Raw genomic sequence first — 21,119 nt, forward strand, 5'->3', positions numbered from 1 at the left:
AAAGGGTGAAATAAGTGGGTATATTAGGTGAATATAAAAAAAGTCTTCATAATGGATTGTATATCCTGTTACTAGTATTTCTGTTGATACCAATTAGTTTTCAAATCTTTCTAACTGTATCATCTCAATCAAAAGATGGCGTTTTCATGCATATAGCGATTCTAAGTCTTTTTTGTAGATTATTTTTACCTATTGCAATAGGTCTATTAGTGTCATTTTCTTTTGTAAACGAGTTCAGAAGAAAAGGATATATGTCTGCTATTTATCACGGAATCACTTTAAAAACTATATTAAGTAATAAGTTTTTGTTTTGCTTAATAATTACTTTTGGTTATTTAATATGTGCTTTAGTCATAACTAGTATACCTATAGTATTAACGGTTGATAATCTTGGGACTGTTTATCAAAGATTAATTTTTTCTATACTTTTTATGGTGATTAGCTCTTTAACTATTGTGAATTTACATTTTTTAATAAATATAATATTTTATAAAATCCCGTTACTTTCATTATTAGTAGGGGTTATAGGCGGGTTGGGTAGCTTTTTTATCTCTCATACAAACTATTGGATACTGTTTCCTTGGTCATATCCAATTATGAGTCTTTATATCGATAGCATTGAACCAAAACAGTTGTATATTATTCTTATTGTATATCTATTATCATTACTAAGTTGTATATTTATTATTAAAAAATCAATGCAATGGAATTAAAGTTAAATTAAGAAGAGTGGTATTATTAATAATAAAGCGTGTTGTAGTTGCTATAAGCTGTATCTCGATACGTTAAGTGAAGTAATAAGACAAGCTGATTAAGTATTATTGAATTCAAAGAAGTTAAAATATGAAGAATGTAACTTATGTCTGATACAATATCTATTAAAAATTCACCATATGAAAAAGGTAGCTGTACAAAAGTACAGCTACCTTTTTCACAAAATTATTCGTATACAAGAACAATTTTAGCGTAAACTTGCGCTTAATGGCACTTGAGAATAAACTGTGAAACTGTTACCATAAGTACCGTGTTTAGAAAATGAGGAAGAAATTGAACCGTTCCAACTTTTGTAGGTAGCTCCAGATGTATCTGTTCTTAGAAGTACGTTTGAAAAACTAGCTTGGCTAAAAGAATTACGTCCAGTATCTTCAACGCCCTGAACCATTTTTACTGGTTCGTATTGAGAAAATGAGCCATATACAGGCTGATTTGCATATCTAGGGATTCCATTTACATACATAGTAACCGTACCATTGCCGTTATTAATTATTTTAATGTTTACTCGATCACCATCTTTAATTGATGTATCATATTGTGTGTTCCAATACTTATTGTTTTGACCTGATTCATTATATCCTGAATTAAGAAACACTTTATATCCACTTGGTGTTTTTGAAATACCACCTTCAACTTTAGATGCTCCAATACCTAAGTACCAATTCACATATCCATCCTTAACAACAACCGATTTTGGTAGATTTATATCAGCTGTAATTCCAGTATAACTACTATTTGTAACACTTTTTACAGCACCTTCTGTAGCTGCAAAACTTGTAGTTGAAAACATTGATAGAGAAATTAGAAGTGAGCCGACTAGATACATCATTTTTTTCTTACTTTTCCTTAATACTTGATTCATTTTTAAATCCTCCTTATTTTTAAGTATTAAATTGTATTGAAAGTTGGCCAACTAACTACGACTTACAAACCAAAGATACATTAGGTTTAATTTAATGTATATATTTTCCTGTCATAAGTCATTGAAATGTCAAATAAATTAGATGTTTCATATTTATCAATATAGGGGGAGTTGACAGTATGAAGTGTTATGTCTATTTAAAATAAGAAGGCTTTGTTAAAAATAAGATTAAAGCTTATAAATTTGTTGGGTATAATATGTATTACGATTTATTTAGGAGAGATAAATATGGAAGGAATACAGGGGGTTTTTCAAAAGATATATCTCAAATTTTGAGAAATAAAATAAAAACACATGAAATAAATTAATTGTTTGTGTTAAAGAATTTATTGGAATAGTTCGTAGGTAAAGGGAAATATATGATTTAAAAGGCGTAGAATTCCTATATAAAAAGAAGAAAGGGGGTCCAGCTATGGAAAAGAAAAGATCAAAGTTAAATAATGTAACTATTAAAGGGGGTATAGGGACATTAAAAGATGAAAATGAATGTTTGCGTATGGAAATCGATTATTTAAAAAAGTTAAAGGACTTACTTCAAAAAGAGAAGAAATTACAGAACAGGACTAAGTGGAAGTTTTAGTCTACCATTCTACGTACAATTATAGTAACGAGAATAGTCCGAAACAAATCTGTTTCGGACTAAGGGTTCAATATTTTATCCATTGTATTCAATGTTTTTTATGAAAAGCTTGAATTTTCTGATTTTTAAACTAAGAATAATGTATTACATTAATCAATAGATACTTCTACAGAGACACTAGGTATTGTTGGTGCTGGTGTATCTCCACCATTAGAAGATTGTTGAGGTGAATGTAAACTATTCATGCCACATGCTAATGCACTTATTACTACCATACTTAATACAATCTTTTTTATTTTTTTCATCACTTTAACGCTCCTTTTTTCAAATGTTTCTTACCAGCATTACTGCTAATATAGAAATATTTGCTTGCCTTAACATGGTTATCTGCCTCATAAAATTGAAGTGCTAAAACCTCTGCATATTCTTTTACACAATCCCACATTTCTTCTTTTTCAAAATAAGAAATTGCATCAGTCACTACTTTTTCTAGTTTAATTCTAGGTAATTCTGTGAGTAGTTCATTTAATACTGCAAAACGGTGCTTATATTCCTCATTTCCTGCTTTATTCGTATAGTTTATTCCTTGCTCGATATATGATTTAGCTGTTTCAATGCCTTCTAATTTATAATATGCTCTTGCTAAGACAAATAATGCTTTAAAATGATTCGGTATTTTATTTATAATTTCAGAACTTTGTCGGATCGCCAATGGATATAAATCTTGAATATTATATAACCAGCCTAAATTGTAACGTGCTCTTAATAATAAATGTTCTTCATCATACTTATTAAAAACATCAATAACCGTATTGAGACATTCTTCCGCTTTTTCAAATTCTCTTAGATCTATACATGCTAAACCAAATACATTGTCGCATAAAGCAATATTGATTCCATAACCTACATGGTCTAGGTATATTTCTTAGGCCTTTACTACATGCTGAATCGCTTCAAATGGTTGATAAGATTGATAACAGTAAGTTGAAACTCTATATTCAAACTCGGCTTTTTCTATTTCGTTAGGTATATAGGGTAAAAGTTTCTTTGCCTTTTCATAATGTGTTTTCGCTTCATTATAATTTGCTATAATTGTAAAGTGGATTGCCTTAAAGAAATGATAATAATAAGATAAAAATAAATATTCCTCTTCGATATTAGGGGGTTTTTCTATATTCTTAAAGGAATCTTTTGTAATACTCACTCCATCTACCAAGACTTTATATCTAAAATCTAGTAGTGAGTAATAAAATGATAAATATGGATCAGTTTCTATTACTTTTAAGCTTTCTTTTACTTGTAGATGTGTTTGTTTTGCTTCTTTTACATGATATAAACGAATTTTTTCATACCATTCATTTAATAATTCCATCAATTGCTTATTACTTTTTTCTTGAACAGTCATAATATCCCCCTTTTCTCTGTAAAGGCTTAATCTGATAATAACAGGAAATAGATAGCTTATATGTAACTACGATTTTTTTTATTAATAATAAGAATATTATGAATAATTAAGATATCCTTATTCTATTGATATAGTCAATTTGTTATAAAACAGACCGTCTGTAATAGGCGGTCTGTTGTTTGTTATGGTCGGCGACTGCTATTCTTTTACTCATCTCATATTATATTTAGTTTAAGAATTGAGAATAGAAGAATAGGATTAAAAAAATTAATGTTTTGCCAAATAATTTATTGAATAGACTTAAAGGGATAAACAGCTCTCCTATGGTAAGGCTTTTGAGTTTATTCCTGTTTGGGTTTTTTAACAACTCTTTAAATGTTCGAAAGTTTATTTTATTAACGAAAGACCAATTTGGCATAGCTTTTGTATCTGAATCTATTTTGAAAATGATATGAATACTATGTGGGTGAAAGCCGCCTATACTTAAAATAAGCATAAATCCTAAAATAATGAACCAAGTCATTTTCTAGCGCCTCCTTGCAGTATTTAATATTAAGATATTATTAAGGTTGAGGAAGTGTGCTATTGTCCTTGAAAAATATTGAGAAATTGTTGAGGAAACGATGAGAATGTTGCAATGCAATTAATCGTAGCGTAGTTAACTGTGCTTGTCCTGTTTTTTTGTAAAAAAGGAAAAGAGAACAGTTGCGTAGACTGTTCTCTTAAGGAGCGGAAGCGCTGAACATTTTTCAATGACAATGATTCAAGCCTTCCAATTATAGTGTGTGCAAATAGTTACAATTCATACTACAAGGCAGCTGTAAATTATTCATACATTAAAATTACTTTATTATAGAGGGAGTGTATTACAAAGTACAAAGAGCACTTTTCAAAAGTGCTCTTTGTACGGCGTACATTAGGACTTGAAAGAGGCATCATTGCAATACGAAAGGAGATATCTATATACAACATATGAAGATGATTTGAAAAGGTGATGATAAAAACAAAAAGAACAGTAAGGATGTACCAATTGCTCAGATTAAGGGGAATTGGAGAGGGAGGATTTATATTGTTAGGGAGATTTTTGGATGCTATTCCTATTATAATATTGATACACTATTGAGGTGATTAATAAGAGTGATGTCGAAGCGTTTAAGAGAATAGTTTTCTCATCTCGTGCTTTTTGCCAAGCCTGTGGGCACGTTCCTATTTTATTTTTACGGCTGGGAATGTCACGGTCAAAGTTAAAGTGCTTTCGACAAAAGAACAAATTAGGCTATTGGAACAAAGTAGTTCTGATTATATTAAACTCATTAATACACTGGTATCTGAAATGGTTGAAGTGAAAAAAAGCACGAAGAAAAATACAAAGGATATTGAAGTCAACCTTCCAAGTGTAGTTAAAAATCAAGCGATTAAAGATACGAAAAGTGTGTTTTCTACAAAAGTGAAAAAGAGTAAATATAAAATTGTTTTGATTCTAAAAAGACCTGTTTGTGTGTGGAATAACCAAAACTACTCATTTGACTTCACACACATTTTAATCCCCTTTGTTGGTGAAGAGGGGAGAAATCTCTCTTCTTTTTTGTTCCATGTAAAGTTCGAAGGTGACTTAAGGGGTAAAAAGGTGGATATGTATTAACAAAAACATGTTTGTTCACTTTCGGTAATTTCTAGAGATATTTTTTTAGGGATAGAATATTATAAGTTCGTAGAAATTGACTATATTACAGGAGCATCCACGCTGGGATATAACGGAGAATTAGAGAGTAAAGTAGGATTTGAAAATATTGTGAAAAAGTTAAAAAACACTATTCCTTCCTTTAATTTGCAAGAAAGAATAGCGTATTTATTTTGATAAGATTAACAATATAATATAAAGTTTGAAGATTTTCGGAATTAATCCAGAAATCTTTTTCTTACTTCTGGTGACGGTAACATACAATGTTCTTGTTTACCAAACCATCGGTATCTATTTTTTGCGAATTTTTCATAGCAAAAGTTTCGAATTGGCCTCGGAATTAATATAAAAAGAGTGAAAATCTTCCATATACCTTTCAAATTTCTACAAATGTTTAGTATGGCATCTGATTTAATATAACTATTATTTTTATCTATTAATACTATGCTGTCTATTGTTTCGTCTATTTCATACCTTTTTAATAATGTTTTACCTAATGCACTTTGAAGCGATGCAAATTGAAAATATCCTTTAGGATCCCTCTTAATAATGAATTGAATACTCTGATTACAGAAATTACAATCACCATCAAATAATACAATGCTCTTCATAATTTTCTCCTTCCTATAATTATTGGCATTTTATTTAATTATTACCAATATATATTATTTTAGTTTAAAAATTAAGAATAAACAAACTAAAAGGTAAAAAATATCTTAATGCTATGAAAGAATCTTAAAAATTCTAAATATGGGTTTATATATGTTTGCAATTATAGTGGTAATATGTATTGTGAACAACATATTACCATAGTACAAAGGGGAGAGTATTAAAATTATTCAATAAATTTGTAGTGATAACAATAATTTAACATAAATATACAAAAAAGAGGAATTAATCTAATTATTCCGGAAAATATTTTTTTGCCTACTTCAACCTTTTTAAAATTTCTTGAAAGGGTATATTATAGTTAATAGTTTTGAACTAACCCCACTTTCACTTCGTTTAGAAGTGAGGGATTCCTAAGTAAAGAGTTCTATCGAACTCTAATTGATTAGGCTAACCCCGCAGTCCTTGCGGTTAGAAGCCTTATCGCTTCATTTTTTAGATTGATACTTGCGTTAATATCCCTATCATGGTGTGTACAACAAGAAGGACAGCCCCATTCACGTAGGTTTAGATTTTTAACGTCTTTATTTTGATATCCACAACAAGAACATAATTGGCTGGAAGCAAATGTTTTCGATACGACAATGACTTGTTTGCCATACCATTTTGCTTTGTATTCTAACATGGATCGAAATTGCGACCAAGATACCTCACTAATTGCTTTTGCTAACTTATGATTCTTTAACATATTCGATACTTGCAAATCCTCTATACCGATAACATCGTGGTTTTTGATGATTTCAGTTGAAATTTTGTCCAAGTAATCTTTTCTAGCATTGGATATGTATTCATGAATTCTAGCTACCTTTACTCGTTGTTTATTCCAGCGAGAACACCCAATTGTTTTATTGATTAGAATTGCTTGTGCCTGATTTGGATAGATACGAAACTTATAGGCTTTATTAATCATTATTTGATTCACCTCCATTTCGGTATATGACTATTATACACCGAGCATACATTCGATAGGTAGTGGAGTAACACTTTCTGTATGTCGAACAAGGGATGGCTTCCTGCCATTCCTTGTTCGAAGCCAATTCATCTCCCGCCTACTCACTGGGCTGTGACCCTTCACGCTCCTTGAGGAAGGAGTCTTCTTGGCTAAAATGATAAAATTTAAATTTAGATATTAATAAACATGAAAGTATTGTGATTACTGGAAAAAGTGGTAGTGGGGAATCGCCTTTAGTTGATTTGCTATTAAAAATACTTGATCCTGATAATGGTGATATTTTAATAGATAGGCAAAATGTTAAACAATAGAAGAGTGATGAATTTAGAAAGAAAATCGGGTTAATGCTTCAAGATGAAGTGCTCTTTAGAAGGGATTTTGGGGAATTTAGATTATTACGATATTAGATATAATCATTTAAAAACACAAAATTCTATTCAAAAATTAAATCTAAGTAATTATATTCAATTTCAAAGAATAAATGATGTTGTTATATCCGAAGATTGAATGAATTTATCGGATGGACAAATATTAGTTATATTATGTGTATTATTGAAAAATATCCCATTTTAATTTTAGATGAACCTACTATTATTTAGATGGGGAAACAGCAGATTATGTAATTAATAATTTATTTCATATTCCTTAAACCAAAATTATTATTACTCATAATGAAAAGATTTTGTAACATGTAGATAAGATTGATGAACTTACTGAAGGACATTTGGAGCAAAAAGATATAGATTTAAAATATAAAATAATATGAATAAGATAGATATATATATAGCAGCACTATTTTGTTGGTCAATACCAACAACTTTAAAATAGCTAAAGAGAAAATAACCATCTTATTAATATGTAATTAGTATTTTTACTTCAGATAATAAAGAATATAATAACATGTTCTCAATCAGTTCTTTTATCGGCCGAGTTAATTTGTTTTCCTCCTTAATGATTTCACATATGCCGTCAAATTGTGTTGTTCATGCTGCAAAAGGAGTTCATTTTACCATATTATCAAGCTGAGGGTCCTAGCTATATGAATGTCTTTATCATTTTACATATATATAGTTTCTCATAGTGAGTTTAGGTGTTAATAAATAAGATATAAAAAAGACCTGACATAATAATATCAGATCTTTTTTATATCTTACTTTACACCAATTGCATCATAAGCCTTCGTTACTGCCTGTACTTCTTTCGAGTTCTCACCATATAAATCTTTTGCTGATTGAATTGCAGCTTGACGCATCATGCTAAAGTTCGAATTTGCTGTTAAATATTTTGTAAGTGCACGATAATAAATTTTCTCCGTTGCTTCGCGGCCAACGCCTTTTACTGATACTCCATAATGTGTTCCGCCTTCAGCAATTAAATATGCCGCTTTATTGTTTATACTACTGTTAATATGAACACCACCGTAATCCAACTCACCAGTGTAAAGCTTGCTGTAATGATCTGGGTAATGATCTGGAAAATCATGCATTGGACTTGGTGGAATTGAAATTGATGTTGGGTCACTTAAAGAGCGGAGCGCATCCCCATCGGTGTCTGGTGTATAAATATCCTCACCAAGCTGCCAGTCATCACGGTCTACCATCGCTCCAAAAATATCAGATATAGATTCGTTCAGTGCACCTGGTTCGTTTTCATATACTAAATTCGCAGAATGCTCTGTTACTGCATGCGTTAACTCATGAGCAATAACATCTAAACTTGCGGAGTACGGTAAGAATATTTCGCCATCCCCATCCCCATATAGCATTTGTCTTCCATTCCAAGCTGCATTGTTCCATTGATCGCCGACATGAACAGTTGAAATTAATTTTGCCCCTTTATTATCAAACGAGTTACGGTCAAATGTTTTTTTGAAATAATCGTATACTTTTGCTGTATTTACGTGGGCATCAACTGCAGCTTTATCCTGGAACATTTTTGATTCACTTACTACTTCCCAACCTGTGAAGCGAGATCTTTCCCATTCCTCATACAGCCATGGTACAGAGGAATTTCTTGCGTCAAGAGTATGAATTCCATTCCCTCGTGTACCATCCAACAAATGATATGAACCTGTTTTATTTTGCTCAATTTTAAATGAAGTTCTTTGTCCGAGTACGCCATAACCGAAGCCTTCCATATGATCGATTGCATTATATTTATTGATAACATTTCCATTTGTCGCATTAATGAAATAATGCCAATATCCTGGTTCTGGCTTAGAAATAGAAGCTTTTACTAAATATGATAAGTAGTAATTGCCGTCTTTCTCATATACAAATAAATCTTTTTTGATACTATCGTAATCCTCTACTTTTCCAATTTCTTTCTCGATATCTGCTTTTGCAATTTTCTCAGCTTCTTCTTGTGAGATGTTGGGTTCAGCTGGGATGTTTTTACCAGCCACATCAGGAACAACCTGTCCAAAAAATGCTTTTACATTGTTATTTTCATCAAGTGCAATCGTTTGATCCGATCCATAAACGGGCACATTGTTATGCGTCTCAACTAATTTCACATGCGTTGTATTTGTCTTTTCATCTTTCTCTTCAGATACAATTTCAAAGTGCTTTTCCATATTTCCTGCTAATTTAAACATTTCTTTCTTACTTTTTAAATACTCGAACACCGTTTCTTTTTTATCTAGTCCTTTCGGCGCTTTCCACTCTTCCCCAATATAAGATGGTGTCTGGAATTCTTGGTTGTATTGAATTTTTTGTTCTGCTGCATATGTACGTGGCGTACCTAATGTCGCAAATGTCCCTAAAGCCATAGATAAAGCTAGTGTTGAAGATAAAACTTTCTTTTTCAAAAATAACACTCCCCATCCCTAATTTCACATATTCCATTTTTTTGCATATATCTATCTTTTTGACACTTTTATATAATTCTGAATATGATAATAATAACCTCTGAATAAAACTTTAGAAAATTAATACAGAAAATTCTAATAATTGTTATATAAAAAAGTCCACTTATTTTTATAAGTGGACTTAAAGATAATATGTTTTTATATTAACCTTCAATCGTTTCAACAGTACTTTCAAAATAATAAAAGAATAAGTTGGGATGCTGTATGTAATGGAAGGCGCATGTGTAGTATTAAGTGGTGGAAATATCGTGAAATATGATATAGAAGAACGTCCGGAATGTAGCAAGTTAATTAAAACTCTGTATAGACGATCAATGGGATATGAAGGACCTAATCTTTACTATTGGTGTTATCTGAAACGTGTGAAGAAGAAAAGGAAATGCACGTGCAAAAATAAAAATCCCAGCACTTTAAGCAGAGATTTAGAGAAGAAAATTTGTTGCAATTGTCGATTCCATAATAATAACTGTTAAGAATTTAATAGTATAATTTATCATTTTAGCCAAGAAGACTCCTTCCTCAAGGAGCGTGAAGGGTCAAAGCCAAGTGAGTAGGTGGGAGATGAATTGGCTTTGAAAAAGGGATGGCAAGGAGCTATCTTAATTGTTCGACATACATAAAGTGTTACGTCACTATCCATTGAATGTACGTTTGGTATATAATAGCCATACATATAAAGCAACTAACTCCTGTGCTTGATATTTACTTTTTCGTTGTACAAATCCTTTTTCTTTGACTAGGTTTTATAGAACATGAGGAGACATATGCTGCTGTAATTCTTCAGCAATCGGTTGAAGTTCGTCAAGAATCGAAAGAGTCATAAAGAAAAAATATGCCATCCTTTCCTATAATTCCACAGAAAGGATAACGTATTTTTTACTTTATGGGTAGTGTAAAACCTTAGATTGATAGCGATGTGATAATGCCCCTTTTTTAGATTCATACTATCATTATGTACAAGATTAGGAGATTACTTGTAAGAGTCCTGGGATGACTGCAACCGTGCTGTGTTATAATTCTAAAGTACTGACATTTCATGTAGGACTTATAGATGTCGGTTTGACATATGAAATGTAAAATCAATCCGTCATTTTGAAGGTTCAGGCTACCAATATTTAAACTATCATTCGAACTAAAAGAAGTACAAGGAGGAAGGTATATCTATTAAGATAGTGAGATATACCAAATTAGAAATGAACATTAAATTTAATAAAAAAGTAGTAGCATTCACGGCAGGATTAACGGTATTATCTTCACCATTGGTATCGTTTGCAGAGGAACAACAATCAGTAAACAATAAGCAATCTACAAGCCTTCAAGTGCAAGAGAACACAGACCAAATTCAAACAACAGATGAACAGGCTTTAAAAAGTATTGAAGCTAGTTTTGAAGAGGTAGACGGACGTGGTGGAGGTACTGTCGACAATAAGAAAGCAGATAGTCTTCAACGCTCAGAGGGTATTCATGAAGAAACAGGCACATTAACTGTTCCTAACAATTCAAACAGAACAAAACGTAGTCTGTCTCCCATATCACCTAGCACCTCTAGTACAATAAACGGTGTTCCATTCACTGAATGGATTGTTCCAGCAGGTAACGATAATATTCGTCCTCAAAACTACATGAGTCCAAAGTATATTACAATTCATGAGACTGATAATACAAGTGTAGGAGCAGGTGCTAGAAACCATGCTCAATACCTATATAACCAAGCAGTAGGGAACACGGACCGAGCTGCATCGTGGCATTTTACAGTAGACGATAAAGAGATTTATCAACATCTACCATTAAACGAGAACGGATGGCACGCAGGAGACGGTGATGGTCCAGGTAATAGAGAATCTATTGCAATTGAAATTGCAGTTAACAGTGACGGAAACTACAGTAAAGCGGTAGATAACGCTAAGAAACTTGTAGCTTATTTAATGAAAGAAACTGGTGTACCGTTAAATAATATTGTAAAACACCAAAAATGGAGCGGTAAAATCTGTCCTGCTAACATGATTAATAATGGGCAATGGGATGTATTCGTAAATAGTGTTGAGGGGTATTATAATAATCTTTATCAACCAAAAGATGACATTACAGGAGGTTGGTATGAAGAAGCTATTCGAGAGTTAAATAGAAGGGGTATTATGATAGGGGAAGGAAACGGGGTTTTCGCACCCAATAGAGCGATAACAAGAGCCGAATTTGCTCAATTAATCTCTAACTCTCTAAACCTGCCAGCGGGAGATGCTTCATTTAAAGACCTAAACGATGCAAATTCAACTTTACGAGATGGTATTAAACGTACTGCAAGTGCAGGTATCATTCAAGGTAGAGGAGATGGTTATTTTGACCCAAACACACCTATTACAAGAGAAGAATCAGCAATTATTGTAAACAAGGCTTTACAGTATAAAGGTATATGGGGACCAGTTGTAAACCTACCATTCTCAGACAAAGACCAAATTAGCTATAAAGAAGATGTACAAAGATTGTATGGCTTAGGTATTGTCAAAGGTAAGGGTGAAAATCAATACGACCCTAAAGGAACAACAACTCGTGGTGAAACAGCAACATTCATTCTAAATATGCTACAAGTAATTGAAAATGGTAGTGTTGAAAAGGTAGTTGGAACGGCTCAAATTAATGGTATTGGGGTAAATGTTCGAAGCGGGTCAGGTACAAACTATTCTATTGTTAGAAAGACAAGTAAAGGCGAAAAAGTTACAGTATATGAAGAAAAGAATGGTTGGCTAAGAATTGGAACAGGTCAGTGGATTTATTATGACTCTAGTTATATCGATTATAACAGATTATAAAAGACTAAATACTTAAAAGAATAGGTCATATTTGGATATATAACTTACTCTCAGGTTGTGAAGAAGACTTTCTTCACAACCTGTTTTTGTGACTGGCCCCTCTATTACCTATCAATACTGATGAAAAGAGGAGAAGGAGAGATTCATTATGGTGCTGGAATTGGGAAATCATCGTAATTAGCGTGTATGCAATTAGAGGCTAATGTTTTTGTGATAATTAAGCAGAGGTCACTATACATACCCATCCAGCCCATATTATGAAATACCTTAAAACGAAAAAATGAGCTGTATTGTTACAAGTTAGCACAAAATTTCGTTCTGAGGGTACTATAAAACCTTCGCTTGATAATAAAGAGATAACATTAACTTTGTTGCCTAGAATTGCTTGTGCTAGGTGTGGGTAGATTCGAAATTTATAGGCTTTATTAATCATCACTTAATTCATCTTCATTTTGGTATGTTTCTTCTTGGTTAAAATCATAAAAAATGCAAAAAGAACTTGTAGGCATCACTACAAGTTCTTTTTTTGATAATATAAAAAGGTGAAACAAACTATCTCATTACTCGTAACAGGGAAACTATCTTACTTAAGACTTGGTTTCATTATATAACAAATATCAACATGCTTTAATGCGTGAAAATTATGTGAATTAGCGAGCGAAATTTTATCTTCACTCTTAAAAATTCCACTTATTCATTTTTCCCCTTATATCAATGTTGAATAGATTAACAATATTTGCTAATAGGATGAGAATACATTAATATAATGTAATATAAAGTAATTTGTATGAAAGAAGGATAAAAATTACATATAACTAATTGAACGTTTAGCCGATGATTATTGGAGTAAGTTAAATAATGAATTACGTTTTATATATGAATCTTTCCGGGGAATAAGATACGTAATTAAGATATTTGATAGAAATAGAGTGCGAATAATGACAGAGACGCTAACTTTGGGGTGACACTAATCAACTTGAAATGTTATGGCGTTATACAAGTACTATAGCCAAAAAGTGATCTGTAATGAATATCAAAGAGGCTTACGCAAAGTTATATAAGAGTCTATGTGCGTATGGGAAGAATAGCGTTTATAGGGAGAAGCATAAGGAGTCAATTCAATATATGTAACGGGGGAATAATATTATGAAATTTAATACGAAATTATTAAACAAATTACTTATATTAAGTGCAACGTCTGTTTCAATTTTCAGTGCCTGCTCTGTAAAGGAAGATGGGGATTACGATCCATATAAGAAACAAGACTCTATAGAAGTCGCAAAGGTCGAAGAGGAGAAGTCTAATCCCCCTAAGATCGAAGGGGAGAAGTCCAATCCGCCTAAGGCCAAAGAGGGTACAGAAGAACCTAAGAAGAAAAAAAGGTACAACAAGTGGAGGAATCTAAGAATAAAGATGAGGAAACCAATGACAAATATCCGCATTATAAAGATGTGCATGAAGACGGATCAACAGTATCACTAGAACAGTATAATCAAATCAAGGTTGGAATGCCTGCGGACAAAGTCATAGAGATAGCAGGAAAGCCTGGATCCAGCGAAACAACTAAATTGTTCTCTATCTACATATATTTAGGTCACGGTGGACACGGTTCGATGACTATAAAGTTTGATTCTAATAGAAATGTAACGAACAAAGAGCAAGATGGTCTTAGCAATACTGCAGTTAAAGATGAGAAGGCTAGCAAAGAACATGAAGACCCTAATCCTGAATCTGTTAAGAAATCTAGTGCTATAATTCCAAACGATTTTTGCGGACATGGACATGACGAAACGAAGGAGCTAGCGCACGACTGTGAAAAAATTACTGATAAGAAGGCATATAGAAGATATCAACTACAACAAAAGAGAGAAGAGCGAAAAAGACAAATTAGGGGCGAAGAACAGGAATTAATTGATTACGATCAGGGGGATGCAGCTTACAAGGAGCAGCAGCGTATATACGAAGAAATACAACGTAGAACAGAAGAAAGGGAATCGATTGACTACGATTACGATCAAATTAGAGCTGTTAACAAAGAAAGGCAGCGTATGTACGAAGAAATACAAGAGTGAGATGAAGAAAAAGAGTGTAAAGTGTAAACTAAAAAAGCTAAATGGTACGAGGAGTATATTTCATAGATAGGAATTTGAATTATTGAAAAATCAAAATATGGAAGAGTAAATAAAAGACGCTAGTTGGCGTCTTTTATTTATCATTATTAGTAAAACTTCACTGGTGATTACTATTAATATTATAATATTTGATCTTGGAATTAACTTATTAGATAATGCTTATTGATTGTATAACATCTGACAAATGACTAAAGATAATAAAAAAATTCTTGATACAAAAATCTAAATTGTATAATATATAGGTATATTGTTATTGTTGAATTCCGTTTATTCCCACGCCTTATGTGTTGTGGTTGAGTTGCAGAAGCAAGTTGTGTTCTTGTTTCAATTTTGAAAGGGCTTCTTTGAGCCGATTAGTGCATATATGGCTTATTTTGTTATGCACATTTTTAATCGACTTGAAGAAGTCCTTTTTATGTTGTTTTCAAGTTGCAGGTGGGATTATTTATGATTCATAACAAAATGAAATAAAATAATGTTTGAATAGTATTAGTTGATCTAAAAGAGTAATCTAAAGAGCCGGATGATATATTGATTGATATAGATAAGTTATTAGGGAGTGCAAATGAAGAACTACGATATAAATCATGTGATGGTAGTTTATACAGGGGAAAAGGAAGAACTAAGTGATATGAATACTTGGAGCTTCCTTTTTTATTGCAATTAGAAATCTGGTAGATGATTATGCATATAAAAATGATTTAGCGGAAAAATTTTATTTAATTTCAATACATAGAAGAAAAAGAAAAAAACAAATTCGTAAAGGGCTAGTTTAAGTGCGATTCATTTGAATAATTGAGAGGGGAAATGTATTGGTGAAACGTCTTGTTTCTTGCTGACCAAGGGAATGCAGGATGATTAGTAAGGAGTAAGAGCGTATTACTACTCTCACAAAGGAAATTACATTAGAAAAGGGTCTGTCAGTGTTTACAATTTATTTGTTACATCGGTCTAAAAGAATTTGGATGGAGAAGTAAATGCTAAGTGAGAACATGAATGACATTTCTAGAACTTGAACAATTGTGCTTTTTGTTAATAGTGAAAATCAGAAGTAGAAGAGGCACAAGCGTTAAAGTGGACTGCAAAAGTGACAGAAAGAGAACAAGGATTAACGTTATTTATAAAGATATCTAATAAGAAGTGCTATCGGATTTATACAGAAGGAGGGATAATACCAGAAAATATATGAATGTATATAAAATTTGAGGTGAATCCACCTATTTTCTATACATTAGTTGAATCAAACAATAGATGACTAGGGGGTGTATAACATCCATTTCCCAGTTAAATTTTCTTAGATAAATAGCATGAAATACAGTATGTTCTCACTCATTTGTATAAGGATAAAATAGCCTTTTATTTTTATGCAAATGAGTGAAATAGAACGATTCACCATATAAGAATATTCGACTATAATGAAACACTGTACGTCATTGTAATATTAAGATGTTTTAAGATTAAAGTGATTATTAGTCATAAAATATGAGTTTCGAGACCTCAGCAAAATATTGCAATGCTTTATATACATGAGATTGTAAAAATTATTTTATTAAAATTACTGGAGGCTGATGAAATATGATAATAGATCATATAAGCAACAATGTAGTAAAAAAATTGGAACAAACGGTGCGCTATGAAAAGAAACAGGTACAGGTATTACGTGTAAGTAAAAGTAGTTCTAATATGCACGCTTACATGATTTTCCCAGAATTCTCAGAGGTTAAAATTTCAAATACTGAACTGGATGAATATATAGAAAATCTATCAACAAGTCTGAAATATGTCATTGATCGCAAGTTAAGTCTACAAGAAATTGAAAAACAAAATCATTCTTTCATTATGACATGCGCAGTCGAGGAAGATGGTGTTATAGATGATGAAACGATTCATTTTAATACGACGTATGTTAAGCCACCTACACTTGCGAGTAAGGTATTTAAGCTAGTGTGTGGTTTAGAAAATCGTTTGAATAGCTTAAAAGAGTTACATATAACAGTATTAAATAATAATATTAATCGAATTGAAATAGAGTTTTATAATGAAAATGAAACATATGTAGCAGTAGAAAAAGAAGAAATTGCAAATGCGATTATGGGGGCATATACAAAAGCCAATATCTATTATTCCGCAGATCTCCGTTATGTTGCAGAAGGAAATGAAATCAAATTAAAGAGCATTAAGCCAAAATTAGCGGGTGATGTGTTGTGAAGCGAGAAAAAGGGATGATTGGAGTTTTATGTACATTTGTTTTTATGATCCTAGTACTCATACCTTTACATACAGCTCATGCATCTGTAAAAGTGGATTTTAATGAATTGAAAGGAAATGATGTTTCTTCATCTTTTAACGAAGGATTAAACAATCGAACAAAAACGACAGAGAAAGACGATTCATTTGGGTCATCAATTATACAAAAAGTTGAGGGTATGTATGCACCAGCTTTTAAAGTAGGGGTAAATATCTTTTCTATCTCTTTCATATTAGGTGTTATTGTCATGGTTATGGCGTTAATTACAAAGAATGGTCAATGGATGAAATGGGCAACAGGGAGTATGATTTTCTCGTTCGTTAGTATGATGGCAATGAGATTAAGTGTATATTTCTTATTTAGTTCGGATGTATTTTCGTTTATGAACATTTTTACGGATTTTTTAGACCTGTTTAAAGCAACAGCACTTATTTTTACACCCTTTATGTTAATTGCAGGAATTCGTTTACGAAGAATTCATGAGAGTACAAAACAACCTGAGTATTATCGTTGGTCTAATCGCGTTATAACGGGATCTTGTTTACTATGTATGTTAGCCGTACTGGCTCCATGGTTATTTGCGAATATGTAAAGAAATATATATAGATGCAAAAGGTACTGAATGTTCATTCAGTACCTTTTATCTACCCATCTGATTTTTCCTTTCATATTCTGCAAATATCTCCTCTGATATAGGGGATAATTCGTTCGATTTTTAATCGTTTTTTGTTGTAAAGGATTTCCATTTGTAGAATGAACACTCCTCGTAGTAGAGCTGGTATGCCTACAAAACAGACAAGGAAGATAGAAACTAAAATAATATTTAAATTAGAAATTCATACCTCGTGTTTAATAATAACTTAATTTATTTTGATAGGAGTGCTTGTTTTGAAAAGAAATCCAGAATATACCACTTTACGTAATTCTATCTTGATAGGTTGGCTGCTCACAATTATTGTTATGGGCTTATCTATCTATTTTTCTTCTATTGTATATTTACTAATTGGATGTTTCATTTTGTCATTGAAATATGGATTAATGGGCACTATAAAGAATGTAGAAAAGCGTTTGCCAACCTGGGCTAATTTTGGAGTGATTGAAAAACCAGTGAATCGGAGGGTGACAAGACCATTTCAATTTCGGGGCGGACTCATTGTTTTATTAGCATTAGGATTCATAGAGATGGTGATAAAAGGTTTATGTATCTCATATTATATTTTAGGATTAGAAACCCATGTATATCGTTTAATGCGTAGAAACACAAGAATGTGAAAAGGGGACTTATATTATGAAAGTATTAATATTTGAATTAATTCTAATTGTGCTTCTGATACCGATAAACATTATGGTAAAAAAACATGCTCCAAAATGGAAAGGAAGAGCTGGAGAAAAGATGGTAAAACGTATATTAAGAAAATTAGATCACGAAAGGTATTGGGTGTTACATGATGTGACGGTTCATACAGAGTATGGTGATACAACTCAAATTGACCATATTGTTATCGCAGAAACAGGTATATTTGTTATAGAAACGAAGAACTACGAGGGCTGGATTTATGGAAGTGAGAAGGCAGCAAGATGGACAAAAGGTATTTTTAGAAAGAAACACTCTTTTCAGAATCCATTTAGACAAAACTATAAGCACATGAAAACAATTGAATGGGTGATGGAACAACAGCTGCCGTGTATTTCTATTGTAGCGTTTCATCCAAAATGCAGCCTAAAAAGAGTAAATGTTCATTCTAAAGATAAACATGTCCTATATTATAACGATCTAAAGAAATGTATCGAATCCTATATTGATGTGAAATTAACAAAAGACGAGGTCGAGCATATTTACCAGACTATTTTGCAAGCAAATATTACTGATAAGGATACTGAAAATAAACATGTGAAGTATTTACAGAATAAGTTCGCTAAACAATAAGAAACGGAGCAAGGAACAATGTTATATATAATAGGATTTTTGGTAATCATCGTAGTAGTTATTCGTCTTAACGTGAAGTATTACCAGTTAAAAGGTAATCCAAAAGATTTTGTGATGAAAAAGAAGGATTAAGGATTTATTTTAGAAATAGAGGTAATAGAATACATATATTATTTTAGCCATCACCAAAGGTTATAAGAACCGTTTTACGATCGATAAATACATACATTATTATATTTTATTAATTAATTTAAGTGATATAATAAATAAAAATAAACAGGAGGTTTAGTTGTGAAAGAAGTGTTAGATGTAGAAACGTATTTAAAGAAAATGAAGAATCAGAAAATAAATTATGATAAAGTATTAAGAAAAATGATTAATGATTGGGAAGCAAGGAACGAAAGACCAAAAGTGTTACTTCATTCATGCTGTGCTCCTTGTAGTACTGCTTCATTGGAATTTCTTGCAGAACATGCAGATATTACGGTTTTTTTCTCGAATTCGAATATTCATCCGAAAAGTGAGTACATGCGACGCTCTAATGAACAAAAGATCTTTGTAGAAAAGTTCAATGATCGTACTGGGCACACAGTAGGATTTCTTGAGGATGACTACCGTTCAAATGTATTCTTTAAAATGGTAAAAGAAGAAGGTTTGGCAGAAGAGCCAGAAGGCGGGCTTCGTTGTTCAGCTTGTTTTGATATGAGATTGGATCGTTCAGCTGAGGTAGCACAAGAAAAAGGTTTTGATTACTTTGGGAGTGCCATTACTCTTTCTAAAAATAAAAATAGTCAATTAATAAATGAACTTGGAATCGGTGTGCAAAAAAATTATGATTCGCGTTATTTACCAAGTGATTTCAAAAAAAGTAATGGATATCAACGTTCAATTGAAATGTGTAATGAATATGATGTTTTCCGTCAGTGTTATTGTGGATGTTCATTTGCAGCAGAGAAACAAGGTATAGATTTAAGATCGGTGAACAAAGATGCAATACATTATCTGAAAGAAAATAATCTTAGTTTAAAAAAATAGATTTAATGGAGAGAAATTCGATATAAGATTAACCTATGATTTACAAACGAAACGCATTATGTTTCTAAAGGAAAAACGTAAAAAGCTAAAATAGTTCGGGAATAACTCCTTACTGGTTAAAGTTCTAGAGAAGAAAAAACCAATAAGGAGTGTTTTCTTAATCTCGCATTGCCCCTGCCTCTCGGGAAGTCATTGCTCCTTGTCCTGCTCTTACATCATTTTGAATTTCTTGTTTCACTTTTTGTGCATCTGTTTTAGCAAAATCTGGTTTCATAACAGAACCAGGACTTTTTATAGATTTTTTACGATCTTGCATACAAACCCTCCTCGATTTAACATTTAACAATCTTATTATTTACAAAAATACACTCGGTATACTCCGAGTAGTATAATGTTTATTGAAGAAAAAATTGATTACTATAAGGTGATAGAGGAACATAGGGAATAACAATCTTGCATTAACATCTCTCTCAAAAGTTTAGAGAAATATCTGCCAGAAAAACGCCTTTCTCTCTGTAGAAATATAAAGGAAGAATAGTGTTTTTTTATTTTGGATACAATAGTCTAATTATGTAAATAACCACTTGTTAAGGTTATTAGTAAAAGTGGGATCCAGGAATGACTAAATAGGGCATCTAATATATGAAAGTTTTAATGGGATTGAGTTTTATGTTTGGTTGTATTTTCATTACATCAGGAAATGCTGAAGCTGCATCGGGAGGATGGTATAAAGTTACAGCTGCAGGTAACAATTGTAAAGATAGGGTAAATACTGATCAAACTGAATATAAGCCCAATAATAAAACCGTAGGCATGCAATTAGAGGTAGAAGGAAATTGTAGTAACATGTATTATGATACGGCTTTATCAGATAGAGACCTAGAGTCTGTAGCACATGATACAACTGTTGGAAGTTTTTCTTCGAAAATTCCAATAAAACAACTAAAAATAGGTAATGTTCGCGAAAAAGAAACTACAGATATTATAGTTCAATTATACAAAGATGCCGCTCATACACAGCCTATAGGAAAACTAATTTCAAATAATATTATAATTTATCCTAGGTAACCTATAAACATACTATATAAATGGGCTACTTGGAAATTGAAAATAGATAA

At 31.9% G+C, this 21,119-nt stretch carries 17 protein-coding genes and 7 pseudogenes; 12 read left to right on the plus strand and 12 right to left on the minus strand.

Annotation, left to right across the window (positions count from 1 at the left end; genetic code table 11):
• The first annotated feature begins 14 nt into the window (after nucleotides 1-14).
• The gene (locus tag NZ044_RS28335; protein ID WP_021728631.1) at nucleotides 15-713 is read left to right on the plus strand and encodes a hypothetical protein; all 699 of its coding nucleotides are present in this window, start codon (nucleotides 15-17) and stop codon (nucleotides 711-713) included.
• Between the two features lie 248 nt (nucleotides 714-961).
• On the opposite strand, the gene NZ044_RS28340 is transcribed toward NZ044_RS28335, so the two are convergent.
• Nucleotides 962-1,636 (minus strand): hypothetical protein, encoded by a 675-nt coding sequence (locus NZ044_RS28340; protein WP_021728632.1) that lies wholly within the window; start codon nucleotides 1,634-1,636, stop codon nucleotides 962-964.
• Between the two features lie 472 nt (nucleotides 1,637-2,108).
• Between NZ044_RS28340 and NZ044_RS28345 the strand changes: the two genes are divergently transcribed.
• A complete protein-coding gene (locus NZ044_RS28345; protein ID WP_170264828.1) occupies nucleotides 2,109-2,276 on the plus strand; it encodes a hypothetical protein in 168 nt (55 codons plus the stop codon).
• Nucleotides 2,277-2,425: 149 nt separating this feature from the next.
• On the opposite strand, the gene NZ044_RS28350 is transcribed toward NZ044_RS28345, so the two are convergent.
• From NZ044_RS28350 to NZ044_RS28360, 3 genes and pseudogenes are all read right to left on the minus strand, one after another.
• Complete coding sequence (locus NZ044_RS28350; RefSeq protein WP_170264884.1) at nucleotides 2,426-2,581, minus strand: Phr family secreted Rap phosphatase inhibitor; 156 nt, start codon at nucleotides 2,579-2,581, stop codon at nucleotides 2,426-2,428.
• Nucleotides 2,581-3,681 (minus strand): annotated as a pseudogene (locus NZ044_RS28355) (response regulator aspartate phosphatase). Before NZ044_RS28355 ends, NZ044_RS28350 begins: the two are co-directional and overlap by 1 nt.
• Nucleotides 3,682-3,907: 226 nt before the next feature.
• The gene (locus NZ044_RS28360; protein WP_088346263.1) at nucleotides 3,908-4,204 is read right to left on the minus strand and encodes a hypothetical protein; all 297 of its coding nucleotides are present in this window, start codon (nucleotides 4,202-4,204) and stop codon (nucleotides 3,908-3,910) included.
• A 690-nt stretch (nucleotides 4,205-4,894) separates the two neighbouring features.
• Between NZ044_RS28360 and NZ044_RS28365 the strand changes: the two are divergent.
• Nucleotides 4,895-5,236: pseudogene (locus NZ044_RS28365) on the plus strand (RNA-guided endonuclease TnpB family protein); the annotation flags it as partial.
• A gap of 344 nt (nucleotides 5,237-5,580) precedes the next feature.
• On the opposite strand, the gene NZ044_RS28370 reads toward NZ044_RS28365, so the two are convergent.
• Together NZ044_RS28370 and NZ044_RS28375 are read right to left on the minus strand one after the other, a co-directional pair.
• Entirely contained in the window at nucleotides 5,581-5,973 is a 393-nt protein-coding gene (locus tag NZ044_RS28370; protein WP_021728638.1) for a thiol-disulfide oxidoreductase DCC family protein, read from the minus strand.
• 443 nt (nucleotides 5,974-6,416) lie between these two features.
• The gene (locus tag NZ044_RS28375; protein WP_277515191.1) at nucleotides 6,417-6,959 is read right to left on the minus strand and encodes an RNA-guided endonuclease TnpB family protein; all 543 of its coding nucleotides are present in this window, start codon (nucleotides 6,957-6,959) and stop codon (nucleotides 6,417-6,419) included.
• A gap of 221 nt (nucleotides 6,960-7,180) precedes the next feature.
• Between NZ044_RS28375 and NZ044_RS28380 the strand changes: the two genes are divergently transcribed.
• A complete protein-coding gene (locus NZ044_RS28380; RefSeq protein ID WP_021729497.1) occupies nucleotides 7,181-7,294 on the plus strand; it encodes an ATP-binding cassette domain-containing protein in 114 nt (37 codons plus the stop codon).
• Nucleotides 7,295-7,693: 399 nt separating this feature from the next.
• Here the strand turns inward: NZ044_RS28380 and NZ044_RS28385 are convergent.
• From NZ044_RS28385 to NZ044_RS28395, 3 genes and pseudogenes are all read right to left on the minus strand, one after another.
• Nucleotides 7,694-7,948: pseudogene (locus NZ044_RS28385) on the minus strand (hypothetical protein).
• 185 nt (nucleotides 7,949-8,133) lie between these two features.
• Entirely contained in the window at nucleotides 8,134-9,792 is a 1,659-nt protein-coding gene (locus NZ044_RS28390) for a M4 family metallopeptidase (protein ID WP_170265040.1), read from the minus strand.
• Between the two features lie 722 nt (nucleotides 9,793-10,514).
• Nucleotides 10,515-10,673, minus strand: a pseudogene (locus NZ044_RS28395) (IS4 family transposase); the annotation flags it as partial.
• Between the two features lie 372 nt (nucleotides 10,674-11,045).
• On the opposite strand from NZ044_RS28395, the gene NZ044_RS28400 reads away from it, so the two are divergent.
• Nucleotides 11,046-12,659, plus strand: a complete 1,614-nt coding sequence (locus tag NZ044_RS28400; RefSeq protein WP_170265038.1) for an S-layer homology domain-containing protein — start codon at nucleotides 11,046-11,048, stop codon at nucleotides 12,657-12,659.
• 367 nt (nucleotides 12,660-13,026) lie between these two features.
• Here NZ044_RS28400 and NZ044_RS30925 read toward each other — a convergent pair.
• Nucleotides 13,027-13,095 (minus strand): annotated as a pseudogene (locus NZ044_RS30925) (helix-turn-helix domain-containing protein); the annotation flags it as partial.
• Between the two features lie 710 nt (nucleotides 13,096-13,805).
• Here NZ044_RS30925 and NZ044_RS28405 point away from each other — a divergent pair.
• The 3 genes and pseudogenes from NZ044_RS28405 to NZ044_RS28415 all read left to right on the plus strand — a co-directional run bounded on the left by NZ044_RS28405 (nucleotide 13,806) and on the right by NZ044_RS28415 (nucleotide 17,631).
• Nucleotides 13,806-14,731 (plus strand): annotated as a pseudogene (locus tag NZ044_RS28405) (hypothetical protein).
• Between the two features lie 1,635 nt (nucleotides 14,732-16,366).
• Complete coding sequence (locus NZ044_RS28410) at nucleotides 16,367-16,999, plus strand: hypothetical protein (RefSeq protein ID WP_170265034.1); 633 nt, start codon at nucleotides 16,367-16,369, stop codon at nucleotides 16,997-16,999.
• Complete coding sequence (locus tag NZ044_RS28415; RefSeq protein ID WP_000817900.1) at nucleotides 16,996-17,631, plus strand: hypothetical protein; 636 nt, start codon at nucleotides 16,996-16,998, stop codon at nucleotides 17,629-17,631. The genes NZ044_RS28410 and NZ044_RS28415 overlap by 4 nt, the downstream gene beginning before the upstream one ends.
• A 48-nt stretch (nucleotides 17,632-17,679) precedes the next feature.
• Here NZ044_RS28415 and NZ044_RS28420 read toward each other — a convergent pair.
• Nucleotides 17,680-17,872 (minus strand): annotated as a pseudogene (locus NZ044_RS28420) (hypothetical protein); the annotation flags it as partial.
• A 55-nt stretch (nucleotides 17,873-17,927) separates the two neighbouring features.
• Between NZ044_RS28420 and NZ044_RS28425 the strand changes: the two are divergent.
• The 3 genes from NZ044_RS28425 (at nucleotide 17,928) to NZ044_RS28435 (ending at nucleotide 20,001) form a co-directional block, all read left to right on the plus strand.
• Complete coding sequence (locus NZ044_RS28425; RefSeq protein WP_340950135.1) at nucleotides 17,928-18,311, plus strand: hypothetical protein; 384 nt, start codon at nucleotides 17,928-17,930, stop codon at nucleotides 18,309-18,311.
• Nucleotides 18,312-18,327: 16 nt separating this feature from the next.
• The gene (locus tag NZ044_RS28430) at nucleotides 18,328-18,966 is read left to right on the plus strand and encodes a nuclease-related domain-containing protein (protein ID WP_098505779.1); all 639 of its coding nucleotides are present in this window, start codon (nucleotides 18,328-18,330) and stop codon (nucleotides 18,964-18,966) included.
• Nucleotides 18,967-19,266: 300 nt separating this feature from the next.
• Nucleotides 19,267-20,001 (plus strand): epoxyqueuosine reductase QueH, encoded by a 735-nt coding sequence (locus tag NZ044_RS28435; protein ID WP_031303436.1) that lies wholly within the window; start codon nucleotides 19,267-19,269, stop codon nucleotides 19,999-20,001.
• A gap of 157 nt (nucleotides 20,002-20,158) precedes the next feature.
• Here NZ044_RS28435 and NZ044_RS28440 read toward each other — a convergent pair whose 3' ends face one another.
• Nucleotides 20,159-20,317 carry a hypothetical protein gene (locus tag NZ044_RS28440; RefSeq protein ID WP_170265030.1) on the minus strand — a complete coding sequence of 53 codons (159 nt, stop codon included), beginning with the start codon at nucleotides 20,315-20,317 and terminating at the stop codon, nucleotides 20,159-20,161.
• Between the two features lie 326 nt (nucleotides 20,318-20,643).
• Here NZ044_RS28440 and NZ044_RS28445 point away from each other — a divergent pair, with 326 nt between their 5' ends.
• The gene (locus tag NZ044_RS28445) at nucleotides 20,644-21,069 is read left to right on the plus strand and encodes a hypothetical protein (protein ID WP_277515207.1); all 426 of its coding nucleotides are present in this window, start codon (nucleotides 20,644-20,646) and stop codon (nucleotides 21,067-21,069) included.
• Nucleotides 21,070-21,119: the final 50 nt, after the last annotated feature.

The organism is Bacillus sp. FSL K6-1338 (assembly GCF_038006965.1).
Lineage (GTDB): Bacteria > Bacillota > Bacilli > Bacillales > Bacillaceae_G > Bacillus_A > Bacillus_A thuringiensis_S.

Bases quoted from the DNA above. Each gene is read 5' to 3' on its own strand.
- NZ044_RS28340 (WP_021728632.1), bottom strand. From the start codon at position 1,636: ATGAATCAAGTATTAAGGAAAAGTAAGAAAAAAATGATGTATCTAGTC.
- NZ044_RS28345 (WP_170264828.1), top strand. From the start codon at position 2,109: ATGGAAAAGAAAAGATCAAAGTTAAATAATGTAACTATTAAAGGGGGT.
- NZ044_RS28350 (WP_170264884.1), bottom strand. From the start codon at position 2,581: ATGAAAAAAATAAAAAAGATTGTATTAAGTATGGTAGTAATAAGTGCA.
- NZ044_RS28360 (WP_088346263.1), bottom strand. From the start codon at position 4,204: ATGACTTGGTTCATTATTTTAGGATTTATGCTTATTTTAAGTATAGGC.
- NZ044_RS28370 (WP_021728638.1), bottom strand. From the start codon at position 5,973: ATGAAGAGCATTGTATTATTTGATGGTGATTGTAATTTCTGTAATCAG.
- NZ044_RS28375 (WP_277515191.1), bottom strand. From the start codon at position 6,959: ATGGAGGTGAATCAAATAATGATTAATAAAGCCTATAAGTTTCGTATC.
- NZ044_RS28400 (WP_170265038.1), top strand. From the start codon at position 11,046: ATGAACATTAAATTTAATAAAAAAGTAGTAGCATTCACGGCAGGATTA.
- NZ044_RS28410 (WP_170265034.1), top strand. From the start codon at position 16,367: ATGATAATAGATCATATAAGCAACAATGTAGTAAAAAAATTGGAACAA.
- NZ044_RS28430 (WP_098505779.1), top strand. From the start codon at position 18,328: ATGAAAGTATTAATATTTGAATTAATTCTAATTGTGCTTCTGATACCG.
- NZ044_RS28440 (WP_170265030.1), bottom strand. From the start codon at position 20,317: ATGCAAGATCGTAAAAAATCTATAAAAAGTCCTGGTTCTGTTATGAAA.
- NZ044_RS28445 (WP_277515207.1), top strand. From the start codon at position 20,644: ATGAAAGTTTTAATGGGATTGAGTTTTATGTTTGGTTGTATTTTCATT.